This is a genomic window from Caballeronia sp. KNU42 (assembly GCF_053760385.1).
Genome location: NZ_CM132388.1, coordinates 1,622,984 through 1,648,000, shown reverse-complemented (window position 1 = coordinate 1,648,000; position 25,017 = coordinate 1,622,984). Strand labels below are relative to the sequence as shown.

The window sequence follows — 25,017 nt, the reverse complement described above, 5'->3', positions numbered from 1 at the left end:
TCACGAAACCTTGCTATCCCTCTCAATGATCCATTCGTGCTTCGGATCGTTCTTGAAGTGCCAGGTTCGTTTGTCACCAGCCATCACGTTCAGGTAGTAATTATCGTACCCATACGGCACCACGACCGGATGATAACCACGCGGCACCATGACCACGTCGTGATCTTCAACGGCCATGGTTTCATCGAGATCGCGTTCGTCGGTGTATACGCGCTGAAACGCGAACCCCTGCGGCGGGTTCAGCCGATGATAGTAAGTCTCTTCAAGCGAGCTCTCCACCGGCACATTGTCCTTGTCGTGCTTGTGCGGAGGGTAGCTCGATGCATGGCCGCCCGGCGTCTTCACTTCGACCACAAGCAAGCCTTCCGCAGCCTCGGTTTGCGGAAGAATATCGCAGACGTAGCGCGTATTTCCGCCTTTGCCGCGGGTCGAGCGTTTCATCTGCGACGGCTCGATCAGTCGCGGCGGGTACTTGCCTGTCGCGGGCGCACTCGCCACGCCGACTTCGGCAGCACGATCGGCGCGAATGGTCGCGGCGAGCTTGGGCGGCAGATAAACCGCGTACGGCGAGGTATCTTCGAACACGCTGTCGCGCGAGCCGAGTTTCTCCCATTTATGGTCACCGGCTTCAATGCTCACCGTCCCCGACAATACAACGATACACACTTCACGCTGCGCTTCATGCACATGCACGACGTCGCCGGTTTCCAGCCGATAAGCAGCGAACCCAACGTGTTTCCACATCGCCGTTTCGGGCGTGACGCGCGCAATGGTCTGGCCTTCGCGCGATGCTTTGACGAGCAGGCTCATGCTGCCTCCTGAAGGTTTTGATCGACGAGCGAGCGCAGCGTCTTGTAGCCTTTCTCGGCATACGCATAACTCGTGGCAATGACCGGATCCTGCTCCGCTTCGACCACGAGCCAGCCCTGATATCCATGCTGCTTCAATCGGGCGATGATCGATGGAAAGTCCACCGTGCCGTCGCCGGGAACGGTGAACGCGCCGTTGATCACTGCTTCCAGGAAGCTCCAGTTCCGGTTCCGGGCAAGCTTGATGATGTCCGGGCGCACATCCTTGCAATGCACATGGCAAACGCGTTCGATATGCTTGTTGAGCATCGTCAGCGGATCGCCGCCGGCGAACGTGATGTGACCGGCATCGAAGAGCAGGCCCACGGCGTCATTCGTGAGGCTCATCAGGCGATCGACATCGGCGGGCGTCTCTACATAGGCGCCCATGTGATGGTGATAAGCGACCCGAACACCGCGCGAGAGCGTGTATTCGGCGAAGGTGTTCAGGCGCTTTGCGTACTCGTTCCAGCGGTCATCGGAGAAGAAACGCGGTCGTTGATACAACGGCTGGGGAGCCCCTTGAATAGAGTTCGAGACTTCGCCGTAGACCATCACCGTTGCGCCATTCTTCGCGAGCAGATCGAGATGCGGACCGACAGCTTCGATCTCTTCCTCCGCGCTGCGTTCGGCAAGCCGCCCTGAATACCAACCAGAAACGAGCGCGAGGTCATATCCGGCGAGCAGTGTTTTCAACGCCTCCGGCTCGCGCGGGAATTTGTTGCCGAGTTCAAACCCTTGATAGCCGATCTGCTTGCCTTCGGTCAACGCCACGCTCAACGGTGTTTCGCCGCCGAGCGAGGGCAGGTCGTCGTTCATCCATGACAGCGGATTGATGCCGATCCGTACATCGAACGTACTCATCGCTTATTCCTTCGTGCGCTTCGAACGCGCCGTGATTTCATGTTCATAGTTTGCGCGCGCCGAGCGCACCGCTTCACGCGACGACACTTCCGGCACCGCGACTTCCCACCACCAGCCGCCTTCTTCAGTAGGCCGTGCCGGATCGGTGTCGATGCTGATCAGATACGAGCGCGTGGAGGCCCGTGCGCGCTGCATGGCGGCTTCCAGTTCATCGATATTCGCAACATGTTCAGCGCTCGCGCCAAGCGAGCGCGCGTGCATTGCGAAGTCGATATCGGGCGCGCCTTCGGGGCCCTGGCGGCAATCGTCGATCAGGTTGTTGAACGGCGCGCCGCCGCACGCTTGCTGCAACCGGTTGATGCAACCGTACCCGCGATTGTCGAGCAGCACCACGATCAGTTTGGCGCCAAGCATCACGGACGTAGCCAGCTCGCTGTTCATCATCAGGTAGCTGCCATCGCCGACGATCACGATCACTTCACTTGCCGGCCGCGCGAGTTTCGCGCCGAGACCGCCGGCGATTTCATAGCCCATGCACGAGTAGCCGTATTCGACGTGATAGCCGCCCGGCGTGCTCGTGCGCCAGAGCTTTTGCAAGTCGGCGGGCAGGGTTCCTGCGGCGCATACCACCACGTCATGCGCGGTCGATTGGGCGCTCGAGCGCTGCACCGCGCCGATCACATCGGCTTCGCGCGGCAACGTGTTGTCGTCCTGGGGTGCGTTGATGACCTGATCGACAGTGGCGCGCCAGCTATCCGCGAGCTCGTGCGCGCGTGCGGTCCACGGCGGCGATGCACGCCAGTCGCCGAGCACGTCGCTCAATGCGCTCAGCGCAAGACGCGCATCGGCTTCTACCGATAAAGCGCCTTGTTTCAAGGCATCGAATGCATTTGCATTGATGCCGACCAGCTTGGCCTGCGCAAACAGCGTGTTCGATCCGGTCGTGAAATCCTGCAACCGCGTACCGACCGCAAGCACGCAATCCGCGTCGTGCGCGAGTTCATTGGCCGCGTCCGATCCCGTTACGCCAATGCCGCCAAGATTCAGCGGATGGTCCCATGCGAGCGCGCTTTTGCCGGCTTGCGTTTCGGCGACGGGGATGCCGTGGCGTTCGGCGAATGAACGCAATGCGTCGGTTGCCAGGCCGTAGAGAACGCCACCACCTGACACGAGCAATGGCTTCTTGGCGGCGCGCAATGCAGCGGCGGCTTGTGCGATCTCTTCATCGACAGGCGAGGGCGTGTGGAACGGCACCACGCGCGGTTCGAAGAACGATGCGGGGTAATCGTAGGCCATTGCCTGTACGTCCTGCGGCAACGCGAGCGTCACCGGTCCGCACAACGCGGCGTCGGTCAGCACCCTCATGGCACGCGGCAACGCCGTCAGCAATTGCGCTGGATGCACGATGCGGTCGAAGTATCGCGAGACGGGTTTCAACGCATCGTTCGCGGAAATACCGCCATCGGTGAAATCTTCTACCTGCTGCAAGACCGGATCGGGAGCGCGTGACACGAACACATCGCCGGGCAGCAACAAAACCGGCAAGCGGTTCACGTGCGCCAGCGCGGCGGCTGTCACCAGGTTGGTCGCACCCGGACCAATGGACGTGGTCACGGCCATCATGCGGCGTCGAAAGTGTGCTTTTGCATACGCAATCGCCGCGTGCGCCATCGCCTGCTCGTTATGCGCGCGATAAGTCGGCAGCGTCTCGCGATGCGCGTACAACGCCTCGCCAATGCCGGCCACATTGCCATGCCCGAAGATCGCGAAGACGCCGCCGAACAGCGGCTCGCCGTCCGGGGTTTGCTGCGCGGCGAGATAGCGGACCAGCGCTTGCGCGGTGGTTAAACGAAGCGTGCTGTTCATGCTGCCTGCTCCTGCGTGTGTGCTTGCGTAGCGTTCTTTGTCCGTGCCTCACGCCATGCATCGATCAGCGTTTCGAACGTCCGCCGGACCCGCGCGATCAGTTCGGCGTCGTCGATGGAACCCGCCAGCCACGCTTGACTCGGCTCGTGAAAGATTGTCCTGCCGACGGTGAATCCGCGACACGTCTTCGACATCGCAGCCGCCTTGAAGCCCTCGGTCAGTTGATCGACAGCGGCCGACAAGCCCAGCAGCACGACACCCCGGCACGCCGGATCACGCTCGGCGATCAGTGCATCGACCGCTTGCCACTGCGTCGCGCTCATGGGTTCGAGCTTCCACCACTCGGGATAGATGCCGAGGTTATAGAGGCGTTTCAACGACCGCAACACGGTATCGTCCTCGATCGGCGGACCGTTCTTCGGCACGATGACTTCGAGCAATAGTTCATGCCCGCTGGCCTGAACCGCGTCGTAGAGCGTGCGAATCTGGGCTTCCTGTTCGAGGCGAAGATCATGCGGATGATCGGGATGATAGTGAACCAGGCACTTCGCGACATGCTCGCGCGGCCACTCGATCAGCGTCGTGCCGATCGAACGGCCGTGATCGAAGACGAGCGGCATCGAGCCGGGCAATTCCACCGGGCGGCCGATCCACCAACCGCGTCCGGTCGCGGCGTTCAGCGCGTCCTGACCGTAGCGGTCATCGATCAACACGCCGATGCGGCCTTCCAGGCCGCGTTCTTTTTCCGTCTGTGCCACGGCGTGCACAAACAAGGCTTTGAGGTCGGCGATACGAGCTTCATCCGCACCGGTTTGCTGCGCGAGATCGAAGAACTGGTTGCGGTGATCGAACGCAAAACCCAGCACTTCGTCCCACGTTTTACGAGCCGGCGTGACACGATGCAAACGCGCGAGCGTCGCGTCACGATCAGGCCTGCGCATGCGGACAGGGTCGGCTTGAGCGGCTTCGAGGAAGTACTTGAGCTCGGCGGGCGTCGGCATGGCGGGCGCGCAACCGTGACGCGATACAACCAGCCCACCGCATGCATTCGCCGTCCGCGCACAGACTTCCAGCGGCTCGTCTCTCAACCATCCGGCGAGGAAACCGGATGCGAAGGCGTCGCCTGCGCCGAGCACGTTCAGCACTTCCACTTCAACGCCGCGATAAACCGGCGCATCGTCGATGGAAGCCGGTACGTCACCATCGATGATCGAGCATCCCATCGGCCCGCGCTTGACCACCAGCATGGCGTCCGTCACGGCGCGAACGGCCGCGAGCGCTTCGATCATGGTGTCCTTGCCGCCGGCAATCCGGAACTCTTCTTCCGTGCCGATCACGAGATCCATCAGCGGCAAGATGCTTTGCAGATGCGCAGTCACGCCCTCGTTCGCAATGAAGCGCGTCTCGCCATCGGCCTTGCCGGTAAGACCCCAAAGCACCGGCCGGTAATCGATATCGAGCACCGTGCGGACCTGGTTGCGGCGCGCGTACTCGAGCGCGCGGCGGCTCGTGCGGTTAACCTGGTCCGTGGAGAAGTGCGTACCCGTGATCAGCAGCGCTTTCGACGAAGCGATGAACGCTTCGTCGAAGTCGTTTTCATCGACGGCCATGTCCGCGCAGTCATCGCGATAGAACACGAGCGGGAACGTGTCGCGATCTTCCAGGCCGAGCAGCACCAAGCCGGTGAGCCGGTCATGATCGATACGCACGTGACTCGTGTCGCAGCCCTCGCGATCCAGTGTCTCGGTGAGGAAGCGGCCCATGTGGTCGTTGCCGACGCGCGAGAGCATCGCGGATTTGAGACCAAGCCTCGCGCATCCGAACGCAATATTCGCCGACGATCCGCCGAGATATTTCGCGAAGCTCGATACGTCTTCAAGCCGCGCGCCGATCTGCTGCGCGTAGAGATCGACCGCGAGCCGCCCGAGGCAAACGATGTCGCGGGTTCGCCCGGTTGCGAAGCGCGATCCGGTTGATGATTGCAATGCCATGTTCGATCCTGTTCTGTAGATGACGAAAAACGCAGCGGCCCAGCGTGCGTGTTGAGCGTGCTTTAAGCCGGTTCGCCTTCGAGTTCGTTCATCATTTGCTGCATTTCGGCGCCGCCCGCCATCATGTCGAGTACTTCGTTCTTGGTGATCGTGTCTTTCGTGAACGTACCCATCGACTTGCCGCGATTGAGCAGCGTGAACGAGTCCCCGATGGGATACGCGTGATGGACGTTGTGCGTGATGAAGATCACGGAGATGCCTTTCGCGCGCGCCGTGTGAATCAGCTTGAGTACGTTGAAACTCTGCTTCACGCCGAGCGCTGCGGTCGGTTCATCGAGGATCAGGACGCGCGCACCGAAGTGGATCGCCCGCGCGATGGCGAGACATTGTTTCTCGCCACCGGACATGGTGCCAATAGGCTGATGCGCGTCACGTACGTTGATGCCCATTTCGGCGAGCCGCGCCCGCGATGTTTCCGCGGCGAGATCCAGGTCCATCACGTTGAACAAGCCGAAGCGTCTTTTCTGCGGTTCGCGCCCCATGAAGAAGTTGCGCGCCACGGATAGCAGCGGCACGAGCGCGAGATCCTGGTAGACCGTTGCAATGCCCAGATCGAGCGCTTCTTTCGGCGAGCCGAAGCGAACCGGTTTGCCATCGACGAGATACTCGCCGGAGGAGGGCGTATGGACGCCGGCAAGCGTCTTGATCAGGGTCGATTTGCCGGCGCCATTGTCGCCGAGCAGGCAGTGCACTTCGCCGCGTCTCAGGCGCAGCGTGACGCCGTTCAGTGCGATTACTTTGCCGAAAAACTTGCTGACGTTTTCCAGTGCGAGGATGGTGTCTTCCGGCGCGGGCGCAGCGCTCTGGATGGGATCGGACATGGTTTGTTCTCCTTGACCTTATTGAGCCTGTTTATTGAGCTTGCTTATTGGGCTTGTGAAACGCGGCGGCGCACGTAGTGATTGAACAGCACGGCGATCAGCAGCATCATGCCGAGGAACACGCGGAACCAGTCAGAGGGCACGCTGGTGTAGCCAATGCCGATCTGGACCACGCCGAAGATCAGCGCGCCGAAACATGCACCGACCACCGAGCCGTAGCCGCCGGTCAGCAACGTCCCGCCAATCACCGCAGCGATGATCGCCTCGAATTCCTTTTCAAGCCCCCGGTCGGCTGCTGCCGAACCGATGTCGCACACTTGCAGCACTGCAAACAGGCATGCACAGAACGCGGTCAAGACAAACAACGAGATCTTCACGCGCCGCACCGGAACACCCACATTCTTGGCTGCGACGGCGTCGCCGCCGGCTGCGAAAATCCAGTTGCCGAAACGGGTCTTCGCCAGGACGAAGGCGCCAATGGCTGCAAGCACGACCCACCAGAGAAGCACCTTCGGAATGCCGGGAACAAGCGGTTGGCCGTTGTCCAGCATCTTCAGGATTCCTACGTGCCCCAGCCACACGAATAAATCGCGCAGGGCGACGCCATGGAAAAGGGTGTTAGCGAGCCAGTCTTTCGATGCGATGTCGCCTACCCCGGAAACGATCGTCCGGTCGGCAAACATGATCGACAGCGCCAGCGTCAAGCCACGCAAGATAAAGAGGAAGGCCAGAGTCACGATGAACGACGGCAGCCGCGTGCGCATGACGAGATAACCGTTGAGCGCGCCGAGCAACATTGAACCGGCGAAGGCGAAAAGAATCGCAAGCGAGATCGGCCAGTGAAAATAGACCGTGGGAATGGCGACCATCATGCCGGAGAAACCGATCATGGAGCCGATCGACAGGTCGAACTCGCCGGCAATCATCAGCAGGCACGCGCCCACCGCCAGGATGCCCAGGTACGCGGACACCTGCGACCAGTTCATGATGCCGTCGAGGTTGAACATGCCCGAGCCGCCAGCCGCAAACCCGAATACGGCAAAGACCAGCACGGCGCCGGAGATCGAGGCAAACTCCGGTCGATTCAGGATGTGCCCGAAACGGGACTCGCGTCGGATGCGCTCGTCGGCGGGAGCTGCTGCTGTGGATGAACTCGATGTCACGGCGCCGTCAGACGGCTTGTGATGTCCCGAGAGAGTAGGTTTTCCGGCTACGCCCATGATGTCTCCTTCGTCTTTCATTCGCGATACGGCGTGGGTTCACTGGGCGAACATGCTGATGCGCGAGCGATACAGGTGAATGATGCGGATGACGTGCTGAGTGCTTGCAAGTCCTGCGGGTGCTTCGAAGATGGCGGCGCGGCTGATGAGAGGCTGGCCGCGCCGCCATTGGGATTACCGATACTGGCCTGCGTACTTGAGTACCTTGTCGACGTTGTCCTTGGTAATGAACCCCGGACCTGAGCCGATATTTCGCGGGCCGTAGGACGGCGCGAGTCCATAGGTGTCAAGCCGTGCCTTGAACTTTGGATTTGCTTCGAGGGCCTGGCGGATCTTGACCGGGTCCGTGGTGTGATCCTTCTTCACGATAGCCAGCACCGCGACCGCGATATAACCCTGCAAGTAGGGCTGCTGGTCGATGGCGAACTTGATCGTGCCGTCCTGGATCGCCTTTGCGATGTCGGTGTCGAAGTCGAAGGTCGCGAACCAGATCTTGCCGGCAAGGCCCATCTGCTGCAGCGCCTTGATGGTCGGATCAGCTGACAGCGGCCCAAGTGCGAGCACCGCTTGCGTGTCCGGGTGATTACGCAAATACGCGCTCACCTTGGATTGAACGGTCGTCGGATCCTGGCCTGCATCCACCGTGGACGCTTTGAAGTCGACGCCAATGGCTTCGGCGAAACCGCGGCAGCGTTCGAACGATGCCGGATTCGTTGCGTAGTGGTTCACGCACAGGAACGACTTGATACCCGCCGCCTTCGCCTTCTCGCCCGCTGCCTTACCGGCCGTGTATTCAGGCTGTCCGACGTGCATGATCGCGCCGAGCTGCGCGCTTTGCTCTTCAGTGCCGGAGTTGATCGTGACGAGCGGAATGTGCTTCGCCGTGACCTTGGAGATCGCGCCCTTGAGCACGTCGAAGTCGGCAATGGTGACGACCACACCGTCAACGTTGCGAGCCGCAGCTTGCTCGATCAGACGCGCCATATCGGCAATATCGCCGTTCGGCGGGTTGCGGTAGTCCGTCTGGACATTGAAGTCCTCGTCCGCTTGCTTGATCGCGTTCTTGATTGTGTTCCACCACGAGTCCGAATCCGGCGCGTGGCTGATCAGGACGAAATGGGCGTCGGGGGCGGCGTGCGCTGCCTGACCGCTCAGTGCTGCTGCGCCGCACAACGCAGCGGCAGCCGCGAGCGCGCGCAGGGCGCCTCGGCGATTGCAAAGTTTCATTGTCTCCACCTATCACGGTTGTTGTTCTGAACGAGCATCCGGCGTTTGGCGTGCAGCGTGTAACGCCCCGTGCTCAGGACCAAGATTAGGACAAGTTTCGTCACTCTGCAATAGGAAGTTTAACTATTCGAAGTTTGGAAAATTAATTCCATTTGTTCGTTCAGGTATCTATAATCGGTTGCATCGAGTACAGAACACACCACGAGCGCGGCATGCAGGAAGACACGCAAGACCCTCAAGAGACGGCCGAGATCCAGACAGTCGATGAACTGATGCAGCGGATCACCGAGGCGTACGACGCGTTGCCGCGCCAGCTGAAAAGCGTGGCTACCTACATTGAGCAGCATCGCAGCAATGTGATGATGGATCGCACCGGCGACATCGCCAGCGCGTGCGGCGTGCATCCGTCGGCTGTCGTGCGCTTCGCGCAGCGCTTCGGTTTTTCCGGTTTCTCCGACCTCCAGGCAATTTTCAAGCAGGCCTATACGGGCCAGAACGGTTCCGCGCAGAGCTATCAGCAGCGCATTCGCAAACTCATCGATGAAAAGCCGGGCAAGTTGTCGGGCGGATCGGTGGCGCGCGAATTTATTGCGGCGAGTCAGGCCGGGCTGGAGGAACTCGAGGCGGGTCTCGACGACGTCCAGTTCGAAGCCGCGGTGAAGATGCTGGAACAGGCCGAGAACATCTACGTGATCGGCGTGCGGCGCTCGTTTGCGGTGGCCAGCTACATCGTCTACGCGCTGCAGCACACGGCCAAGCGCGTGCATCTGGTGTCGGGTTTCGGCGGCATGTATCGCGAGCAGATCCGCAGCGTGAAGAAGGGCGACGTGGTCGTCGCCATCAGCTTCGCGCCGTACGGCAAGGAGACGCAGTATTGCGTGCGCGCCGCGCAGCATCACGGCGCCAAGACTTTAGTGATTACCGATGGCCAGCTTTCGCCGCTCGCGCGTCACGCGAGCGCGCATTTGTTCGTGAAGGAAGGCAGCGCGTTCGCGTTCCGTTCGCTCACGAGCACGATCTGCCTGTGCCAGGCGCTCTTTATCGCGCTTGCGTACCGGCTTGAACTGAACGTAGAAGAATCAAGGGAGACAGGCGGCTATGACGATTGATGTGGCGGTGTTCGGAGCAGGGCGGATCGGCAAGATCCACGCGGCGAACCTGGCGAAGCAGCCGGGTGTGCGCCTGAAGTATGTGGTGGACGTCAACAAGGAAGCTGCGGCCGCGTTGGCCGCGCTTCACGGCGCGCAAGTAGCCGATGTGGAAGGCGCACTCGGCGACGCATCGATTGGCGCGAGCGTCGTGTGTTCAAGCACCGACACGCACGCTGACCTGATCCTGAAATCGGCGGCGCAAAAGAAGCATGTGTTCTGTGAGAAGCCGGTGGATTTGACGCTCGAGCGCGCACGCGCTTGCGCCGATGCCGTCGCGAAAGCCGGCGTGGTCTGCATGATCGGCTTTCAGCGCCGCTTCGACCCGACCTTCGCGGCGTTGAAGGCGCGCGTGGAGGCGGGTGAAATCGGCGATCCGGAAATGCTGGTGATCACGAGCCGCGATCCGGGCGCGCCGCCGGTGGAATACATCAAGCATTCGGGCGGCATTTTCAAGGACATGCTGATCCATGACTTCGATATCTTCCGCTGGATGCTCGACGACGAAGCCGACACGCTGCACGCAACCGGCAGTTGTCTGAGCGACCCGGCGATTGCGGAGGCGGGTGATATCGATTCGACGGCTGTCACGATCCGCACCAAGCGCGGCCGTTTGTGCCAGATCAACACGGCGCGGCGCGCGGCGTACGGATACGACCAGCGCTTCGAACTGCTCGGCAGCCTTGGCATGCTGCAGGCGGGCAATGTGCGCCCGACCGAAGTCACGGCGTATTCGAAGACGGCTGTATCGAACGATGTGCCGGAAGCGTTTTTCCTGGAGCGTTATCGCGCGGCGTACGCGCTGGAAATCGCCCATTTCTTCGATGCCGTCCAGGAAGGCAAGCCGGTTCGCACGACGGTCGCGGACGGCCTGAAGGCATTGGAACTCGCCGACGCGGCCACGCGGTCGTGGCGTGAAGGAACGATCATCAAACTGGGGGCGGCATGAAAGCGGCTGTGCGGATTGGAATTGTCGGATTGGGGCGGCTGGGTCAGCGCCACGCGCGTAACCTCGCTTGGCACGTGCCGGGCGCGACGCTCGCTGCGGCGTGCAGTCCGGTCGCGGCAGAACGCGAATGGGCGGGCGCCAACCTGCCGGAACTCGCGCTCTACAGCGACTATGAATCCTTGCTGAAAGACACATCGATCGATGCCGTCTGGCTCGTCACGCCGACTTCGCTACACCCTGACCAGATCATCGCGGCGTTGCACGCGGGCAAGCACGTGTTCTGTGAAAAACCGTTGTCGCTGGATTTGGCGCAGTGTGATCGCGTTATCGAGGAAAGCGCGCGCTTTCCGCATCTGCAGGTGATGATCGGTTTCGTGCGCCGCTTCGATGCAAGTTATCGCGACGCTTTCAACAAGATTCAGGAAGGCGGGATCGGCCGGCCGTTCATGGTCCGTTCGCAGACCGTCGACAAGAATGATCCCGATGGCTTTTTCGTCCGTTTCGCGCCTACGTCAGGCGGTTTGTTCCTCGATTGCAGTGTCCACGACATCGATCTCGCGCGCTGGATGCTGGGAAACCCGCGCGTCACGCGTGTATTCGCAAGCGGCACGATTGCGATTCACGAAGGGCTGGCCGAATGCGGCGATATCGACAACGGTGTCGCCATCTGCGAATTCGAGGGCGGCCGGATAGCGATGTTCCAGGCATCGCGCACGAGCGCCCACGGTCACGACACGCAGACCGAAGTGATCGGGACGGGTGGGGCGTTATCCGTGGGACACAATCCGCGGGCGAACCGGGTGGAAATCTACGATGCCGGCGGTGTTCGCAACGAATGCGTGCCGACCTTCTTCGAGCGCTTCGAGCAGGCGTTCCTGAAGGAAGCGGAAGTGTTCGTGGCGTCGTTGACCGGAGGCGCTGCTACAGGCCTGACGCTTGACGACGCACGTGAGGCCACGCGTATCGGGATTGCGATGCGGGAGTCTCTGGCTAAAGGCCAGGCGGTGAATCTTTGAGCACTGGGGTAAAATCGAACCCTCATTAAGCGGAATCACTAGCGGGTTCGAACAAGGCTCAATTCGATGGAAGTGCACAAGGAAGTCGATGCGCGCGGGCTCATGTGCCCGCTGCCCATCCTGCGGGCAAAGAAGGCGCTGTCCGATATGCAGAGCGGTCAGATATTGAAAGTGCTGGCAACCGATCCGGGTTCGCAACGCGACTTTGCTGCGTTTTCGAAGCAGACCGGCAATGAGTTGGTGGAATCGACGTCGCACGACAAGGTTTTCACGTTTTTGATGCGACGCCGCTGATCGTCTGAACGTCTGAAGGTCAATAAAAAATGCCCATGAATTTAATCATGGGCATTTTTTTTACGGCTTAGGCCTCGACAACGCTTAGCCGAGCAGATGCGGCGAACGCGTGTTCAGGTATTCCTGAAAGTCCTTTGCCACTTCCGGATGGCGAAGCGCGAATTCCACTGTTGCTTTCAAATAGCCAAGCTTGCTGCCGCAATCGAAACGTGTGCCGTGATACTTGTAAGCGAGCACTTGTTCATCAGCAAGCAACGACTGGATCGCATCCGTCAGTTGCAACTCACCGCCAGCGCCCGGCTTCAATGCACGGATGTGATCGAAGACGCGCGGTTTCAGCACATACCGCCCGACCACGCCCAGATTCGACGGCGCGACTTCAGGTTCCGGCTTTTCCACGATGCCCGACAGCTTGAAAATATTGTCTTCCCATTCTTTCCCGTCGATCACGCCGTATGACTTGGAATCCTGAGCCGGGATTTCCTCTACACCGATCACCGAGCTGTGATAGTGATCGAATACTTCGATCATCTGCGTCATCACCGGCGGCGTGCCGTACAACAAGTCGTCCGCGAGAATCACGGCGAACGGGTTGTCGCCCACCAGCTTTTCCGCGCAAAGCACCGCGTGGCCCAGGCCGAGCGCTTCGGCCTGGCGCACGTAGAAACAATCCACGTGGCTGGGTTTGATGCTGCGCACGAGATCGAGCAGCTTTTGCTTGCCGCGGGCTTCCAGTTCGGCTTCGATCTCATACGATTTGTCGAAGTGATCCTCGATTGCGCGCTTGCTGCGGCCCGTCACGAAAATCATCTCCGTGATGCCGGCCGCCATGGCCTCTTCCACCGCGTACTGGATCAGCGGTTTGTCGACGACGGGCAGCATTTCCTTCGGGCTGGCCTTGGTCGCGGGGAGGAATCGGGTACCGAGACCCGCAACCGGGAAAACCGCTTTCGTAACTTTTAGCATTTGATGACCCTGATCCTCTTATCGTGTTTAAACGTCAAGCCTGAAACGGTCGGCATGGAAGCAGATACCATGATGCAGGTTGATGCGTTGATAAAAAAGTGCGGCGAGATTAATTCTTCAAGCATAAATACGCACTTTGCTATAAGGCGGAACAAGCAGTCGGTCGGTTTCAGGTCCCGGCCGGCCACGCTGGGCCGGCCAGGAACGCCGAAGCAGCCTACGCCGGAAGCCGCGACAACTGCGCTTTCAGCTTGTCAGCAGTCGACTCAAACTCCGCCAGACGCTTGCGCTCCTGCTCGACCACCGCAGCCGGCGCACGCGCTACAAAACTCTCGTTTTCCAGCTTCACACGGGCCTTCGCGATTTCCTGCGTCAGCCGGTCCACTTCTTTCGTGAGCCGTTCGCGTTCGGCCGCAACGTCGATTTCCACCTTCAACACCAGCTTGTTTGTTCCTACGATAGCAACTGGCGCGCCACTTGCCTCCGCGTCGAGCGCGGATTCGTCGGCAATGATCTTTACTTCCGACAAACGCGCCAGCGCCTGGACATAAGGCGCGAATGACTTGAGCCGTTCCTCGTCACCGGTTGCCAGCAGCGGCACCTTGAGCGCCGGCGACAAATTCATCTCGCCACGCAGATTACGACATGAATCGATAATGGTCTTCAGTTCAGCGGCCCACTGTTCAGACGATTCATCTATCTTAGACGGTTGTGCGACCGGGTAGCGCTGAATCATGATGGACGCGCTCTGCCCGTCCTGTGCTGCTTGCGGGTACAGGTCCGTCAGCGGCGCGACCTTCTGCCATAAGGCTTCCGTGATGAACGGAATCACCGGATGCGCGAGTCGCAGCACCGTCTCCAGCACGCGCAGGAGGGTGCGGCGCGTGGCGCGCTGCTGCTCCGGCGCACCGGTCTGGATCTGCACCTTGGCCAGTTCCAGATACCAGTCGCAGTACTCGTCCCACACGAATTTATAGATCGCGCTTGCTACGTTATCGAAACGGTAATCGGCGAAACCCCTCTCCACTTCGGCTTCCACGCGCTGCAAAAGCGACACGATCCAGAAGTCCGCCTGCGAGAAGTGGAGGTATCCGCCCGGTCCGCAATCGCCTGCCTCGCATTCCTCCGGCTTGCCGAACCCACAGTCGTGGCCCTCGGTATTCATCAGAACAAAACGGGTAGCATTCCACAGCTTATTGCAAAAGTTACGGTATCCCTCGCACCTTGCCAGATCAAAATTCACGTTGCGACCGAGCGTCGCCATGGACGCCATGGTGAAGCGCAGCGCGTCCGTGCCGAATGGCTGAATCCCGTCCGGAAACTCCTTGCGGGTTTTTTTCTCGATCTTCTCGGCTTGCTTCGGGTTCATCAGCCCGGTGATTCGCTTGGAGACGAGCGTTTCCAGGTCGATGCCATCGACGATATCGATCGGGTCGAGCGTATTGCCCTTGCTCTTCGACATCTTCTGGCCTTCCGCGTCACGCACGAGACCGTGAACGTAGACGGTGTCGAAAGGAACCTTGCCGGTGAAATGCGTGGTCATCATCACCATCCGGGCGACCCAGAAGAAGATGATGTCGAAACCCGTCACGAGCACTGAGGAAGGCATGAAGTGCTTGAGTTCCGGCGTCTCGTTGGGCCAGCCGAGTGAAGAAAAAGGCACGAGCGCCGACGAAAACCACGTGTCGAGCACGTCGTCGTCGCGTTTGAGCGCGCCGGTGTAGCCTTTTTCCGTGGCTTCCGCACGGGCTTCTTCTTCGGTCTTCGCCACGAAGATTTCGCCGTTATCGCCGTACCAGGCCGGAATTTGATGGCCCCACCAGAGTTGGCGGGAGATACACCAGTCCTGGATATTTTCGAGCCACTGGTAATAGGTCGTCGACCAGTTTTCCGGGACGAACTTGATTTCGCCGTTGCGAACCACATCGAGCGCCGTTTCAGCGATCGATTTACCTGGATGGAAGGTTCCTTCCGGCGCCGGTTTGCTCATGGCGACGAACCATTGATCGGTGAGCATGGGCTCGATCACCACACCCGTGCGGTCGCCGCGCGGCACCATCAACCCGTGCGGCTTGACGGACTCCAGCAGGCCGAGCGCTTCCAGGTCGGCCACGACCTGTTTCCGCGCGTCGAAACGATCCATGCCGCGATACTTTTCCGGCGCGTTGTCGTTGATCTTTGCGTCGAGCGTGAGAATCTCGATCATCGGCAACTTGTGGCGCAGGCCGACCTGATAGTCGTTGAAGTCGTGCGCGGGAGTGACCTTGACCACGCCGGTGCCGAACTCACGATCCACGTAATCGTCGGCGATCACCGGGATTTCCCGGTTCGATAACGGCAGCATGACGGTCTTGCCGATCAGGTGCGCGTAGCGCTCGTCTTCCGGATGAACCATCACGGCGGTGTCGCCGAGCATGGTTTCCGGGCGCGTGGTGGCGACCGTCACGTGGCCGGAGCCGTCCGGCAGCGGATACTGGATGTGCCAGAGACTACCGGCTTCTTCTTCGCTGACCACTTCCAGGTCCGAGACGGCGGTGCCCAGCACCGGGTCCCAGTTCACGAGCCGCTTGCCGCGATAGATCAGGCCTTGCTTGTACAGCGTCACGAACACATCGAGCACGACGGGCGACATCTTGTCGTCCATCGTGAAATATTCGCGCGACCAGTCAATGGATGCGCCCAGGCGGCGCACCTGACCCGTAATGGTCGAGCCCGATTTCTCCTTCCATTCCCAGACGCGTTTCAGGAATTCCTCGCGGCCGAGATCATGGCGCGACACGCCTTGCGCATCGAGTTGCCGCTCCACGACGATTTGCGTCGCGATCCCCGCGTGATCCGTTCCCGGCAGCCACAGCGTGTTTTCGCCGAGCATGCGGTGGTAGCGGGTGAGGCTGTCCATGATGGTCTGGTTGAACGCGTGACCCATGTGCAGCGTGCCGGTGACGTTCGGCGGCGGGAGCTGGATCGAGAAATCTTTTCGGCCTTCAATCAGGGTCGGCGCGGCGTAGCCACGTTTTTCCCATTCCGGGCCCCAATGGGACTCGATGTTCTGGGGCTCGAAACTCTTCGCAAGCGTGTTGTCACTCGTGTTGTCACTCATGGGGTGGAATCTGCCGAAAAATGCGTAAAAGAAGCGGGGGTCGGGGAATTATAAGGTGTAGACAGGGTGGGGTCGGTGGGAAGGCGCTTCGTGGCGCTTGGGGTGGTTGAGAGGCTGACGGGAGGCGGTCTCAAATCCAACGGTCAACGACGACTCCCCCACCGATTTATAATAGCTGTCCCACCGGAAAACTCCCCCATGCCCGATCTGCTCGTCAATCTGAACCCTGAACAACTAGCCGCCGTCACGCTGCCGAACGAGCCGGCGCTTATCCTCGCGGGCGCGGGCAGCGGCAAGACGCGCGTACTCATTACGCGTATCGCCTGGCTGATCCAGCAGGGATTCGCGTCGCCTCCGACCATTCTCGCGGTCACCTTCACGAACAAGGCCGCGAAGGAAATGATGGCGCGCCTGACCGCGATGATGCCTATCGACACCCGCGGCATGTGGATCGGCACCTTTCACGGCCTGTGCAACCGCATGCTGCGCGCGCATTTCCGCGACGCCGGCCTGCCGCAGACATTCCAGATCCTCGATACGTCGGACCAGTTGTCAGCCATCAAACGGCTGATGAAGGGCCTGAATATCGATGACGAGAAATATCCGGCCAAGAATCTCCAGTACTTCATCAACAACGCCAAGGAACAAGGTCTGCGCCCGAAGGACGTCGACGCAACCGATTCCTTCAACATGAAGTTCGTCGAGTTGTACGCGGCCTACGAGCAGCAATGTCAGCGTGAAGGTGTGGTCGATTTTCCCGAACTGCTGCTGCGCTGCTATGAACTGCTCGCGCACAATCCGCCGCTGCGGGCGCACTATCAGGCGCGCTTTCGCAACATCCTCGTCGATGAGTTCCAGGACACGAACAAGCTGCAATACGCGTGGCTGAAAATGCTGGCCGGCGAACACAACGCGATCTTCGCAGTTGGCGACGACGATCAGTCCATCTACGCGTTTCGCGGCGCGAACGTCGGCAACATGCACGACTTCGAGCGCGAGTACAACGTGCGCAATATGATCAAGCTCGAGCAGAACTATCGCTCGCACGGTCATATTCTCGATACCGCCAACTTCCTGATCGCCAAGAATTCGCGGCGCCTCGGCAAGAATCTTCGGACCGACGCCGGTCACGGCGAACCTGTGCGCGTGTACGAGGCCGCGACCGATACGCAGGAGGCGGGGTGGATCGTCGAGGAGATCAAGGCGATGATCCATGCGGGCGCCGCGCGCGGCGAAATTGCCATCCTGTATAGAAGCAACGCGCAGTCGCGGACCATTGAACACACGCTGGTGAACGCGGGCATCGCCTATCGCGTGTACGGGGGCTTGCGGTTCTTCGAGCGCCAGGAAGTGAAGCACGCGCTCGCGTATCTGCGCCTGATCGACAACCCGAACGACGATACCGCGTTTGCTCGCGTCGTGAATTTTCCGACGCGCGGCATTGGTGCAAGGTCGATCGAGCAACTCGCCGACGCTGCGCGCCTCTACAACTGTTCGATGGCTGCGGCCGTTCCCTATGTGATGGGCAAGGCGGGTTCGAGCATCGGCGCGTTTGCGCAGTTGATCGCCAAAATGCGCGCCGAAACGCAACAGATGAGCCTGCCGGAGACCGTCGAATATGTGGTTCGCGCAAGCGGTCTCGCGACGCACTACGAGAACGAGCGCGAAGGCCAGGACCGGCTGGAGAACTTGCAGGAAGTGGTGAACGCCGCCGCGGCGTTCGTGCAGGAGGAAGGCTACGGGCTCGATACCCCCGCGCGTTCCATTCCGCTTCGCCCGGGTGCGACGAACGCGCCGGAAATCGGCTTGGCGACCGACGATCCGTCCATCGATGTGCTCGACCCGGCAAGTCCCGCCGATCCTGCGCAAAATCCCGACACCATGACGCCGCTGGCCGGTTTCTTGTCGCACGCATCGCTCGAAGCCGGCGATAACCAGGCGCAAGCCGGGCAGGACGCGGTGCAATTGATGACGGTGCACGCCGCCAAGGGCCTTGAATTCATGGCGGTGTTCATCACGGGGCTGGAAGAGGGCCTGTTCCCGCACGAGAACAGCGCGCAGGAAACCGACGGGCTCGAAGAGGAGCGGCGGCTGGCCTACGTGGCCATCACGCGGGCGAAGGAGCGGCTGTACCTGTCGTTCGCGCAGAGCCGGATGTTGCATGGCCAGACGCGCTACAACATTCGCTCCCGTTTCTTCGATGAACTTCCGGAAGAATCGCTCAAGTGGCTCACGCCGAAGGTGGAGGCGAGCGCGCGTTGGGGCGGCCGGTCGGACAACGCCGGCTGGGGCCGCGACTGGTTTGCGCGGCCCGACAAGGAACGCGCCGCGTACGCTGATCCCGATGCCGGCAAACCCTTGCCCGCGTTCGCCAACAATCAGCGCGCTGCCGACACCGGCTTCAAGGTCGGTCAGGCCGTGTTTCACAACAAGTTCGGCGAAGGCACGGTGATCGGACTCGAAGGGGCAGGCACCGATGCTCGGGCGCAAGTCCGCTTCAAGCGCCATGGCGAGAAGTGGCTCGCGCTGGCGGTGGCGAAGCTGCAGGCGGTGGAATGACGATGGGCGTGAAGCGTCTGGGCATCATGGCCGCGTTGCCGCAGGAACTGGGCGACCTGATCGAAGCGATGCACGCGGCCGGTGAAGTGCGTACCGAAACCATCGGCCGGCGCGAGTATCACGTCGGCATCGCGCATGGGGTGCCGTGCGTGGTCACGCTTGCACGCGTGGGGAAGGTGGCGGCCGCGGCGACGGCGAGCGCGTTGATCCATCTGTTCGATGTTGACGCCATCGTGTTCACGGGCGTGGCCGGCGGCGTTCGCGCCGACGTGCGTGTAGGCGATATCGTGATCGGCGAGACATTGATGCAGCACGACCTGGACGCATCGCCGTTGTTTCCGCGCTTTGAAGTGCCGTTGCTGGGCATGGCGTGCTTTCCCGGCGACGATAAGCTGAACGCCGCGCTGGCAGCAGCATGCACGGCATTTCTCGCCGATGAACATGCTGCATTGGAGGCGCGTTTTGGTGTGCATCCGCCGCGGTTGCATCGCGGGCTGATCGTGAGCGGCGACCGGTTTGTATCGAGCCACGATGAGGTGAATGCGCTGCGTGCAGCGTTGCCGGATGCGCTGGCTGTCGAGATGGAAGGCGCGGCGCTCGCGCAAGTGTGTTTCGAGCACGGTGTCCGGTGCGCGGTCGTGCGCACGGTCTCCGATACTGCGGATGCCGATGCGCCGGAATCCTTTCTTGAGTTTCTGCATGCGCTCGGCGGAACCTATTCGTCGGGGATCTTGCGACGGTTTTTGGCCGCTTGGGATTCCCCCGGCGACGTACGACTTCCTTCCTGAACAGCGCTTTCCTCGGCGTGTAGTCATTCGCTTCTGAGCGCGGCGTACCTTCTGCACCGCGCCGGAATACCCGGTTAAAGCGCCGCGTTTTCATCCGCGTCCGGGAGCGCCTACGCCGCGGTAGGCCAAGCCGGTCCTGCCATCTTCTCCAACCGGCCGCCTTCAGTGCAGAGCGGCGCATCTCGTCATCACCTTCGCATCTCCCCCGACTCGCTCCCCAAAATTCTCTCTTGTAAGTGAGAATGATTCGCAATTACAATGCTCCGGACGACAGGAGGTCCACATGACCGAAACGACGCCCGATTCCAGCCGGGCACAGCGCGCAATGTCCGCGAACGCCGCACGGATGATCAAGACCACGCGTCGCGCATGGCTCGCCGCAGCGGCGCAGCCCGTTAGCGATATGGCCACGCAGCCCCGGCCACCCCGGTTTTCACGTCGTCCGATAGTCGCAAACCTTGCAATAGCCATGAATTTCTGGAGTACGAGACCGCTGTGATTGCTATCCAATCTCCCTTGGCCAAGTCCATCGTTATTGACGGGTCCGATGTCCCCAATCAGCGCATGCACGACGCCAGCCGCTTTCCGCTCGTGCGCTTGCGCCGGCGCGCCGTGCAGCCGGGCTATGCGTTCGGCTGGGGCGCCGAGATGCAGCGGTTGTTATCGCTGAAGACGCCGTTTGTGATCGTCTCCGACCACGACGCCGATGAAACCGCCGACGACACCCGCCTTCGCAATGCCTGGCTGCGTTCGCACCGGGAAACACTCGCGCTTTATTGCCGCGGATTCATTGTGATCGAGCCGAAGATAGAAGCCCGGGCGTCGACGCGGGAAGCCGTGCGCGCGGCGACCGAGGGCAGCGGCGTGCGAATGGTCGTGGTCTCCAGCATGCGGGTGGCCGGCGACCTCGCGCCGGTGCTGCTCAAGCATTCGGCAAGCGATCTGGAGAAATCCCGATCAACCGATAAGCCGCGCATGCAGATGCCGTAGCACCAGCAGCCGTCGACTCAGGGCCGTCCCTCTCTAGCAGCGCCCCCCGGCCTGAACTATGCTCGGGAGCAATTCGCTCGTCGCCTGAACCTGATTTAGGCGAGAAGCGTTCCGCTACCAGACAGGGGTTCGAATGCCGACTTATCGTGAAGCTCACCGCCGTTCGATTGAAGATCCGGAATCGTTCTGGGGCGAACAGGCGCGGCGCATCCATTGGGAAACGCCGTTCGAGCAGGTGCTTGATCACAGCAATCCACCGTTTGCGCGCTGGTTTGTCGGCGGCAAGACGAATCTTTGCCACAACGCTGTCGACCGGCATCTCGCCGCGCGTGCTCAACAAAATGCGCTGGTGTATGTATCGACGGAAACGGGCATCGAGCGCCGCTACACCTATGCCGAGCTGCACGCCGAAGTGAATCGCATGGCCGCCGTCATGCGCTCGCTTGGCGTGAGTCAGGGCGAGCGTGTCCTGATCTATCTGCCGATGATCCCCGAAGCCCTGTTCGCGATGCTGGCCTGCGCGCGGCTCGGCGCAATCCATTCGGTCGTGTTCGGCGGGTTCGCGGCGCCAAGCCTGGCGGCGCGTATTGATGACGCCACGCCCGTGCTGATCGTGACCGCCGACGCCGGTGCGCGTGCGGGCAAGGTGATCGATTACACACCGCTCGTGGATGAAGCGCTGGCGCGCGCCACACATAAGGTGCCGCAGGTATTGCTGATAGACCGCCAGCTCGCGCCGGAACGGTTGCAGGCGCCGTACCTGGTGTCCTACGAGCCGTTGCGCGAACAGTTCTTCGATGCTCACATTCCCTGTGTCTGGCTCGAATCGAATGAACCGTCGTATGTGCTCTATACGTCAGGGACGACCGGCAAGCCGAAGGGCGTTCAACGCGATGTGGGCGGGTACGCGGTGGCGTTGGCGGCATCGATGGAACACATCTTCCAGGGCAAGCCCGGCGAGACCATGTGGACCGCGTCCGATGTGGGCTGGGTGGTCGGGCACAGCTACATCATTTATGCACCGCTGATTGCCGGCCTGACAACGGTCATGTACGAAGGCACGCCGATTCGTCCCGATGGCGGCATCTGGTGGCGCATCATCGCGCAGCACAAGATCAACCTCATGTTCACCGCGCCGACCGCGCTGCGCGTGCTCAAGAAGCAGGACCCGAAGCTGATGGAGCAGGCGGATCTGTCGAGCCTGAGAACGTTGTTCCTGGCCGGCGAACCGCTGGATGAACCTACGGCGCAATGGATTCAAGGCGCATTGAAAAAGCCGGTAGTCGATAACTACTGGCAGACCGAAACCGGCTGGCCGATGATCGCGATTCCACGCGGTATTGAAGCGTTGCCGCAGAAGCTAGGCTCGCCAGGCGTACCGTCCATGGGCTTTGCTTTGACCGTGCGAAACGAGGCGACGGGTGAAATCTGCGCGTCCGGTGAGAAGGGCGTGATCACGCTCGACTATCCGTTGCCGCCGGGTTGCATGCAGACGGTATGGGGCGACGATTCGCGCTTCGTCAAGACGTATTGGGAGAGCGTGCCGGGGCAGCATCTTTATTCAACCTTCGACTGGGGCGTGACCGACGAAGACGGTTACGTCTCCATCCTCGGACGCACGGACGACGTGATCAACGTGGCGGGGCATCGGCTGGGCACGCGCGAAATAGAAGAGGCGTTAAGCAGTCATCGGGCCGTGGCTGAAGTGGCGGTGGTGGGCGTGGCTGACGCAGTGAAAGGACAAGTCGCACTGGCCTTCGTCGTTTTACGCGATGCCCAGGCCTTGGACGCACAGGGCGCGCGTGAAGCGATTGAAGGTGAACTTTTCCGGAGCGTGGATGCGCATTTGGGTGCGATCGGCCGTCCCGCCAGAGTCCATTTCCTGGCGATGCTACCCAAGACCCGGTCAGGCAAGGTGCTACGAAGGGCGATTGCCGCGTTGGCCGAAGGGCGCGACCCCGGCGATCTGCCGATGATCGAAGATGCCGGGGCGCTGGTCCAGGTGAAGGAAGCCTTGATGCGGTAGAAATGCTTCTCTTACGTTACCAAAGCAGCTAACTCATGCTCCGCCCGGGACGTGAGCCGCTGCGCCTCTTTTGTGAGATTGACGCGCATGGTGGTCTCCGCAACGTCGTGAACCGCTTGCTCGAGCTGGTAGGTACCCTTTGCCTTGAGCCAGTCCATGACTTCCGCCAGATGCCAGATGGCGGTACTGCCCTCGTGCACTGGTGATGGAAAGGTATCTGCGTTAGTCAGCATCAACTTGCGCATGTTCTGCCGCGATACGCCGATGGCCTCGGCGACGTCGGTCAAGCCGACAAAATCCGGTGAAGCTTCCACCAGGGCGGCAGACGGAATGGCCGACTTGACGTCCTTTAATGCGCTCATGAGTGCCGCTTGCGCGCTGTCAGCCTCGCGCGTAAATGCCAGTGCGATCCGGCCCGGCTGACCTACGCCGATCAATGCGTCGTCGCATCCTGCGGCGCCTAGGCGTCCGATCAATGCTTCGTGGTCGCAGTCGCTGTCCGATAACCGGTACTTCAATGTGAACGAATATTCCATGGCGTTGCCTTAATTGAGACCGTAGATTGTGCGGAAACCTTGCGTGATTGAACCGTGCAGTTGTCGACCACGCGCTTGATGGCTCGCGCATGATTCACCGCATTCTTCGGCGTGCTCCACACACTGGTGATGCAGAACTCGCCGCAACGGCACTCGACCGTGTTGTAGGGGCAATAGATCCGGCCCCAGGCATGGCTTCCTCCTTGTTCGACGCGCCAGCCATGCGTTTCCGCGTGCCGCAGTGCTTCTTCAATTTCCTTCTTCTGATGCTGTGATCGAGTCATCGTTAGCCCCAATAGTAGAGGCGCCCCATCAGGTTGTCAAGTGACAACCTGATGGGGCGCCTGGAACGTCGATACGAAAACTCGTTTTAGAGTTGTGCGTTCGCCGGTCGACTGTGTGTTCTGCTCACATGACCGTGATCATCACGCTTTTGCCGTTACCGTTTTTTCCTTCGCATCCCGGGTATTCGGCAGCAGGATCGTCAGGACTCCGATCAGCGGCAGGAACGAACAAACCTTATAGACATAGTCGATGCTCGTCGCGTCAGCCAGATGGCCTAGCACTGCAGCGCCGATGCCGCCCATGCCGAACGCAAGACCAAAAAACAACCCTGCCACCATGCCCACCTTGCCGGGAATCAGCTCGGTCGCATAAACGAGGATGGCTGAGAACGCCGATGCCAGGATCAGCCCGATCACCACCGACAGCACGCCGGTCCAGAACAGGTTGGCGAACGGCAACATGAGGGTGAACGGCGCGACGCCCAGGATGGACACCCAGATCACAACCTTGCGGCCGATCTTGTCGCCGACTGGACCGCCCACGATCGTGCCCACTGCTACTGCCGCGAGGAACCAGAACAGATGCACCTGCGCGGTTTCCACCGGCAATTGAAATTTGCTGATCAGGTAGAACGTGAAGTAGCTGCTGATGCTCGCCAGATAGAAGTACTTCGAGAACACGAGCAGCATCAGGACCGTCATCGCGATGATGACTTTATTGCGCGGCAATGCAGACACCGCAGCCGACGCACGCGCTTTCTTCACTGCCGGATGGCGTTGATACCAGCGGCCAATGTTGGCCAGCACGAAGATGGCGAGGAGTGCGGCAGCCGAGAACCACGCGATGCTGCGTTGCCCATGCGGCATCACCACCAAGGCGGCCAGCAAGGGCCCAAGCGAACTGCCCGCATTGCCGCCGACCTGGAACACTGACTGCGCAAGCCCGTGGCGTCCGCCCGACGCCATGCGCGCCACCCGGGAAGATTCGGGATGGAATATCGACGATCCGCATCCGACCAGCGCCGCGGCGACCAGCAATACCGGAAAGCTTCCGGCCATCGACATCAGCAACAAGCCGCACAGCGTGAAACCCATGCCGACCGGCAGCGAATACGGTTTCGGATGTTTGTCGGTATATAAGCCGACCAGCGGCTGCAGCAGCGACGCCGTGATCTGGTAGGTCAGCGTAATCAAGCCGATTTGCCCGAACGACAACGAAAACTCGCTTTTGAACATCGGGTAGATGGCGAGGATCAGCGACTGGATCATGTCGTTGAGCAAATGCGCAAAACTGATCGCACCGAGCACGGAGAAGGCGGTGCGTGGAATGGCAGGGCTCAGGGCGGGTGCGCCGCCGAGGGCGCTTTTATCGATACTTGTCTGCATGATGGTGGCTCGATTCGTCTCTCGTCGTATTTCGTTGTCTGCCTGAAGCGCGCGGACCAGGCCGCAATGCGCCGTCTC

20 protein-coding genes and 1 pseudogene are annotated in these 25,017 nt (G+C 60.8%); 9 read left to right on the top strand and 12 right to left on the bottom strand.

Going from position 1 to position 25,017, the window contains the following annotated elements:
* The 7 genes from iolB to ACSOSP_RS07285 all read right to left on the bottom strand — a co-directional run bounded on the left by iolB (position 1) and on the right by ACSOSP_RS07285 (position 8,897).
* On the bottom strand, positions 1-810 hold the full coding sequence (gene iolB, locus ACSOSP_RS07315; protein WP_455310343.1) for a 5-deoxy-glucuronate isomerase: 810 nt from the start codon (positions 808-810) through the stop codon (positions 1-3).
* Complete coding sequence (gene iolE, locus ACSOSP_RS07310; protein WP_455310342.1) at positions 807-1,712, bottom strand: myo-inosose-2 dehydratase; 906 nt, start codon at positions 1,710-1,712, stop codon at positions 807-809. The genes iolB and iolE overlap by 4 nt, the downstream gene beginning before the upstream one ends.
* Before the next feature lie 3 nt (positions 1,713-1,715).
* Positions 1,716-3,578 carry a 3D-(3,5/4)-trihydroxycyclohexane-1,2-dione acylhydrolase (decyclizing) gene (iolD, locus tag ACSOSP_RS07305; RefSeq protein ID WP_455310341.1) on the bottom strand — a complete coding sequence of 621 codons (1,863 nt, stop codon included), beginning with the start codon at positions 3,576-3,578 and terminating at the stop codon, positions 1,716-1,718.
* Entirely contained in the window at positions 3,575-5,569 is a 1,995-nt protein-coding gene (locus ACSOSP_RS07300; RefSeq protein ID WP_455310340.1) for a bifunctional 5-dehydro-2-deoxygluconokinase/5-dehydro-2-deoxyphosphogluconate aldolase, read from the bottom strand. Before ACSOSP_RS07300 ends, iolD begins: the two co-directional genes overlap by 4 nt.
* Before the next feature lie 62 nt (positions 5,570-5,631).
* Entirely contained in the window at positions 5,632-6,450 is an 819-nt protein-coding gene (locus tag ACSOSP_RS07295; RefSeq protein WP_455310339.1) for an ATP-binding cassette domain-containing protein, read from the bottom strand.
* Positions 6,451-6,494: 44 nt separating this feature from the next.
* Positions 6,495-7,670: an ABC transporter permease gene (locus ACSOSP_RS07290; protein ID WP_455310875.1), complete on the bottom strand. Its 1,176-nt coding sequence runs from the start codon at positions 7,668-7,670 to the stop codon at positions 6,495-6,497.
* A gap of 174 nt (positions 7,671-7,844) precedes the next feature.
* Positions 7,845-8,897 carry a sugar ABC transporter substrate-binding protein gene (locus ACSOSP_RS07285; protein ID WP_455310338.1) on the bottom strand — a complete coding sequence of 351 codons (1,053 nt, stop codon included), beginning with the start codon at positions 8,895-8,897 and terminating at the stop codon, positions 7,845-7,847.
* 212 nt (positions 8,898-9,109) lie between these two features.
* Between ACSOSP_RS07285 and ACSOSP_RS07280 the strand changes: the two genes are divergently transcribed.
* The 4 genes from ACSOSP_RS07280 (at position 9,110) to ACSOSP_RS07265 (ending at position 12,304) form a co-directional block, all read left to right on the top strand.
* Positions 9,110-10,006, top strand: coding sequence for a MurR/RpiR family transcriptional regulator (locus tag ACSOSP_RS07280; RefSeq protein WP_455310337.1), 897 nt, complete (start codon positions 9,110-9,112; stop codon positions 10,004-10,006).
* A complete protein-coding gene (gene iolG / locus ACSOSP_RS07275) occupies positions 9,996-10,994 on the top strand; it encodes an inositol 2-dehydrogenase (RefSeq protein ID WP_455310336.1) in 999 nt (332 codons plus the stop codon). Before ACSOSP_RS07280 ends, iolG begins: the two co-directional genes overlap by 11 nt.
* Complete coding sequence (locus tag ACSOSP_RS07270; RefSeq protein WP_455310335.1) at positions 10,991-12,010, top strand: Gfo/Idh/MocA family oxidoreductase; 1,020 nt, start codon at positions 10,991-10,993, stop codon at positions 12,008-12,010. The genes iolG and ACSOSP_RS07270 overlap by 4 nt, the downstream gene beginning before the upstream one ends.
* A 66-nt stretch (positions 12,011-12,076) precedes the next feature.
* Complete coding sequence (locus ACSOSP_RS07265) at positions 12,077-12,304, top strand: sulfurtransferase TusA family protein (RefSeq protein WP_031360613.1); 228 nt, start codon at positions 12,077-12,079, stop codon at positions 12,302-12,304.
* 84 nt (positions 12,305-12,388) lie between these two features.
* Here ACSOSP_RS07265 and galU read toward each other — a convergent pair whose 3' ends face one another.
* Together galU and ACSOSP_RS07255 are read right to left on the bottom strand one after the other, a co-directional pair.
* On the bottom strand, positions 12,389-13,270 hold the full coding sequence (galU, locus tag ACSOSP_RS07260) for a UTP--glucose-1-phosphate uridylyltransferase GalU (RefSeq protein ID WP_031360614.1): 882 nt from the start codon (positions 13,268-13,270) through the stop codon (positions 12,389-12,391).
* A 217-nt stretch (positions 13,271-13,487) separates the two neighbouring features.
* The gene (locus tag ACSOSP_RS07255; RefSeq protein WP_455310334.1) at positions 13,488-16,370 is read right to left on the bottom strand and encodes a valine--tRNA ligase; all 2,883 of its coding nucleotides are present in this window, start codon (positions 16,368-16,370) and stop codon (positions 13,488-13,490) included.
* Positions 16,371-16,568: 198 nt separating this feature from the next.
* Between ACSOSP_RS07255 and ACSOSP_RS07250 the strand changes: the two genes are divergently transcribed.
* The 5 genes and pseudogenes from ACSOSP_RS07250 to ACSOSP_RS07230 all read left to right on the top strand — a co-directional run.
* Positions 16,569-18,929: a UvrD-helicase domain-containing protein gene (locus ACSOSP_RS07250; protein WP_455310333.1), complete on the top strand. Its 2,361-nt coding sequence runs from the start codon at positions 16,569-16,571 to the stop codon at positions 18,927-18,929.
* A gap of 2 nt (positions 18,930-18,931) precedes the next feature.
* On the top strand, positions 18,932-19,717 hold the full coding sequence (locus ACSOSP_RS07245) for a 5'-methylthioadenosine/adenosylhomocysteine nucleosidase (protein ID WP_455310874.1): 786 nt from the start codon (positions 18,932-18,934) through the stop codon (positions 19,715-19,717).
* Between the two features lie 283 nt (positions 19,718-20,000).
* Positions 20,001-20,216, top strand: coding sequence for a hypothetical protein (locus ACSOSP_RS07240; protein ID WP_455310332.1), 216 nt, complete (start codon positions 20,001-20,003; stop codon positions 20,214-20,216).
* Complete coding sequence (locus tag ACSOSP_RS07235) at positions 20,213-20,707, top strand: hypothetical protein (protein ID WP_455310331.1); 495 nt, start codon at positions 20,213-20,215, stop codon at positions 20,705-20,707. Before ACSOSP_RS07240 ends, ACSOSP_RS07235 begins: the two co-directional genes overlap by 4 nt.
* A 118-nt stretch (positions 20,708-20,825) precedes the next feature.
* A pseudogene (locus ACSOSP_RS07230) lies at positions 20,826-22,733 on the top strand (propionate--CoA ligase); the annotation flags it as partial.
* 11 nt (positions 22,734-22,744) lie between these two features.
* Here the strand turns inward: ACSOSP_RS07230 and ACSOSP_RS07225 are convergent.
* From ACSOSP_RS07225 to ACSOSP_RS07215, 3 genes are all read right to left on the bottom strand, one after another.
* Positions 22,745-23,269: a helix-turn-helix transcriptional regulator gene (locus ACSOSP_RS07225; protein ID WP_455310330.1), complete on the bottom strand. Its 525-nt coding sequence runs from the start codon at positions 23,267-23,269 to the stop codon at positions 22,745-22,747.
* Complete coding sequence (locus ACSOSP_RS07220; RefSeq protein ID WP_455310329.1) at positions 23,248-23,553, bottom strand: hypothetical protein; 306 nt, start codon at positions 23,551-23,553, stop codon at positions 23,248-23,250. The genes ACSOSP_RS07225 and ACSOSP_RS07220 overlap by 22 nt, the downstream gene beginning before the upstream one ends.
* Before the next feature lie 141 nt (positions 23,554-23,694).
* The gene (locus tag ACSOSP_RS07215; RefSeq protein ID WP_455310328.1) at positions 23,695-24,939 is read right to left on the bottom strand and encodes an MFS transporter; all 1,245 of its coding nucleotides are present in this window, start codon (positions 24,937-24,939) and stop codon (positions 23,695-23,697) included.
* Positions 24,940-25,017 lie beyond the last annotated feature (78 nt).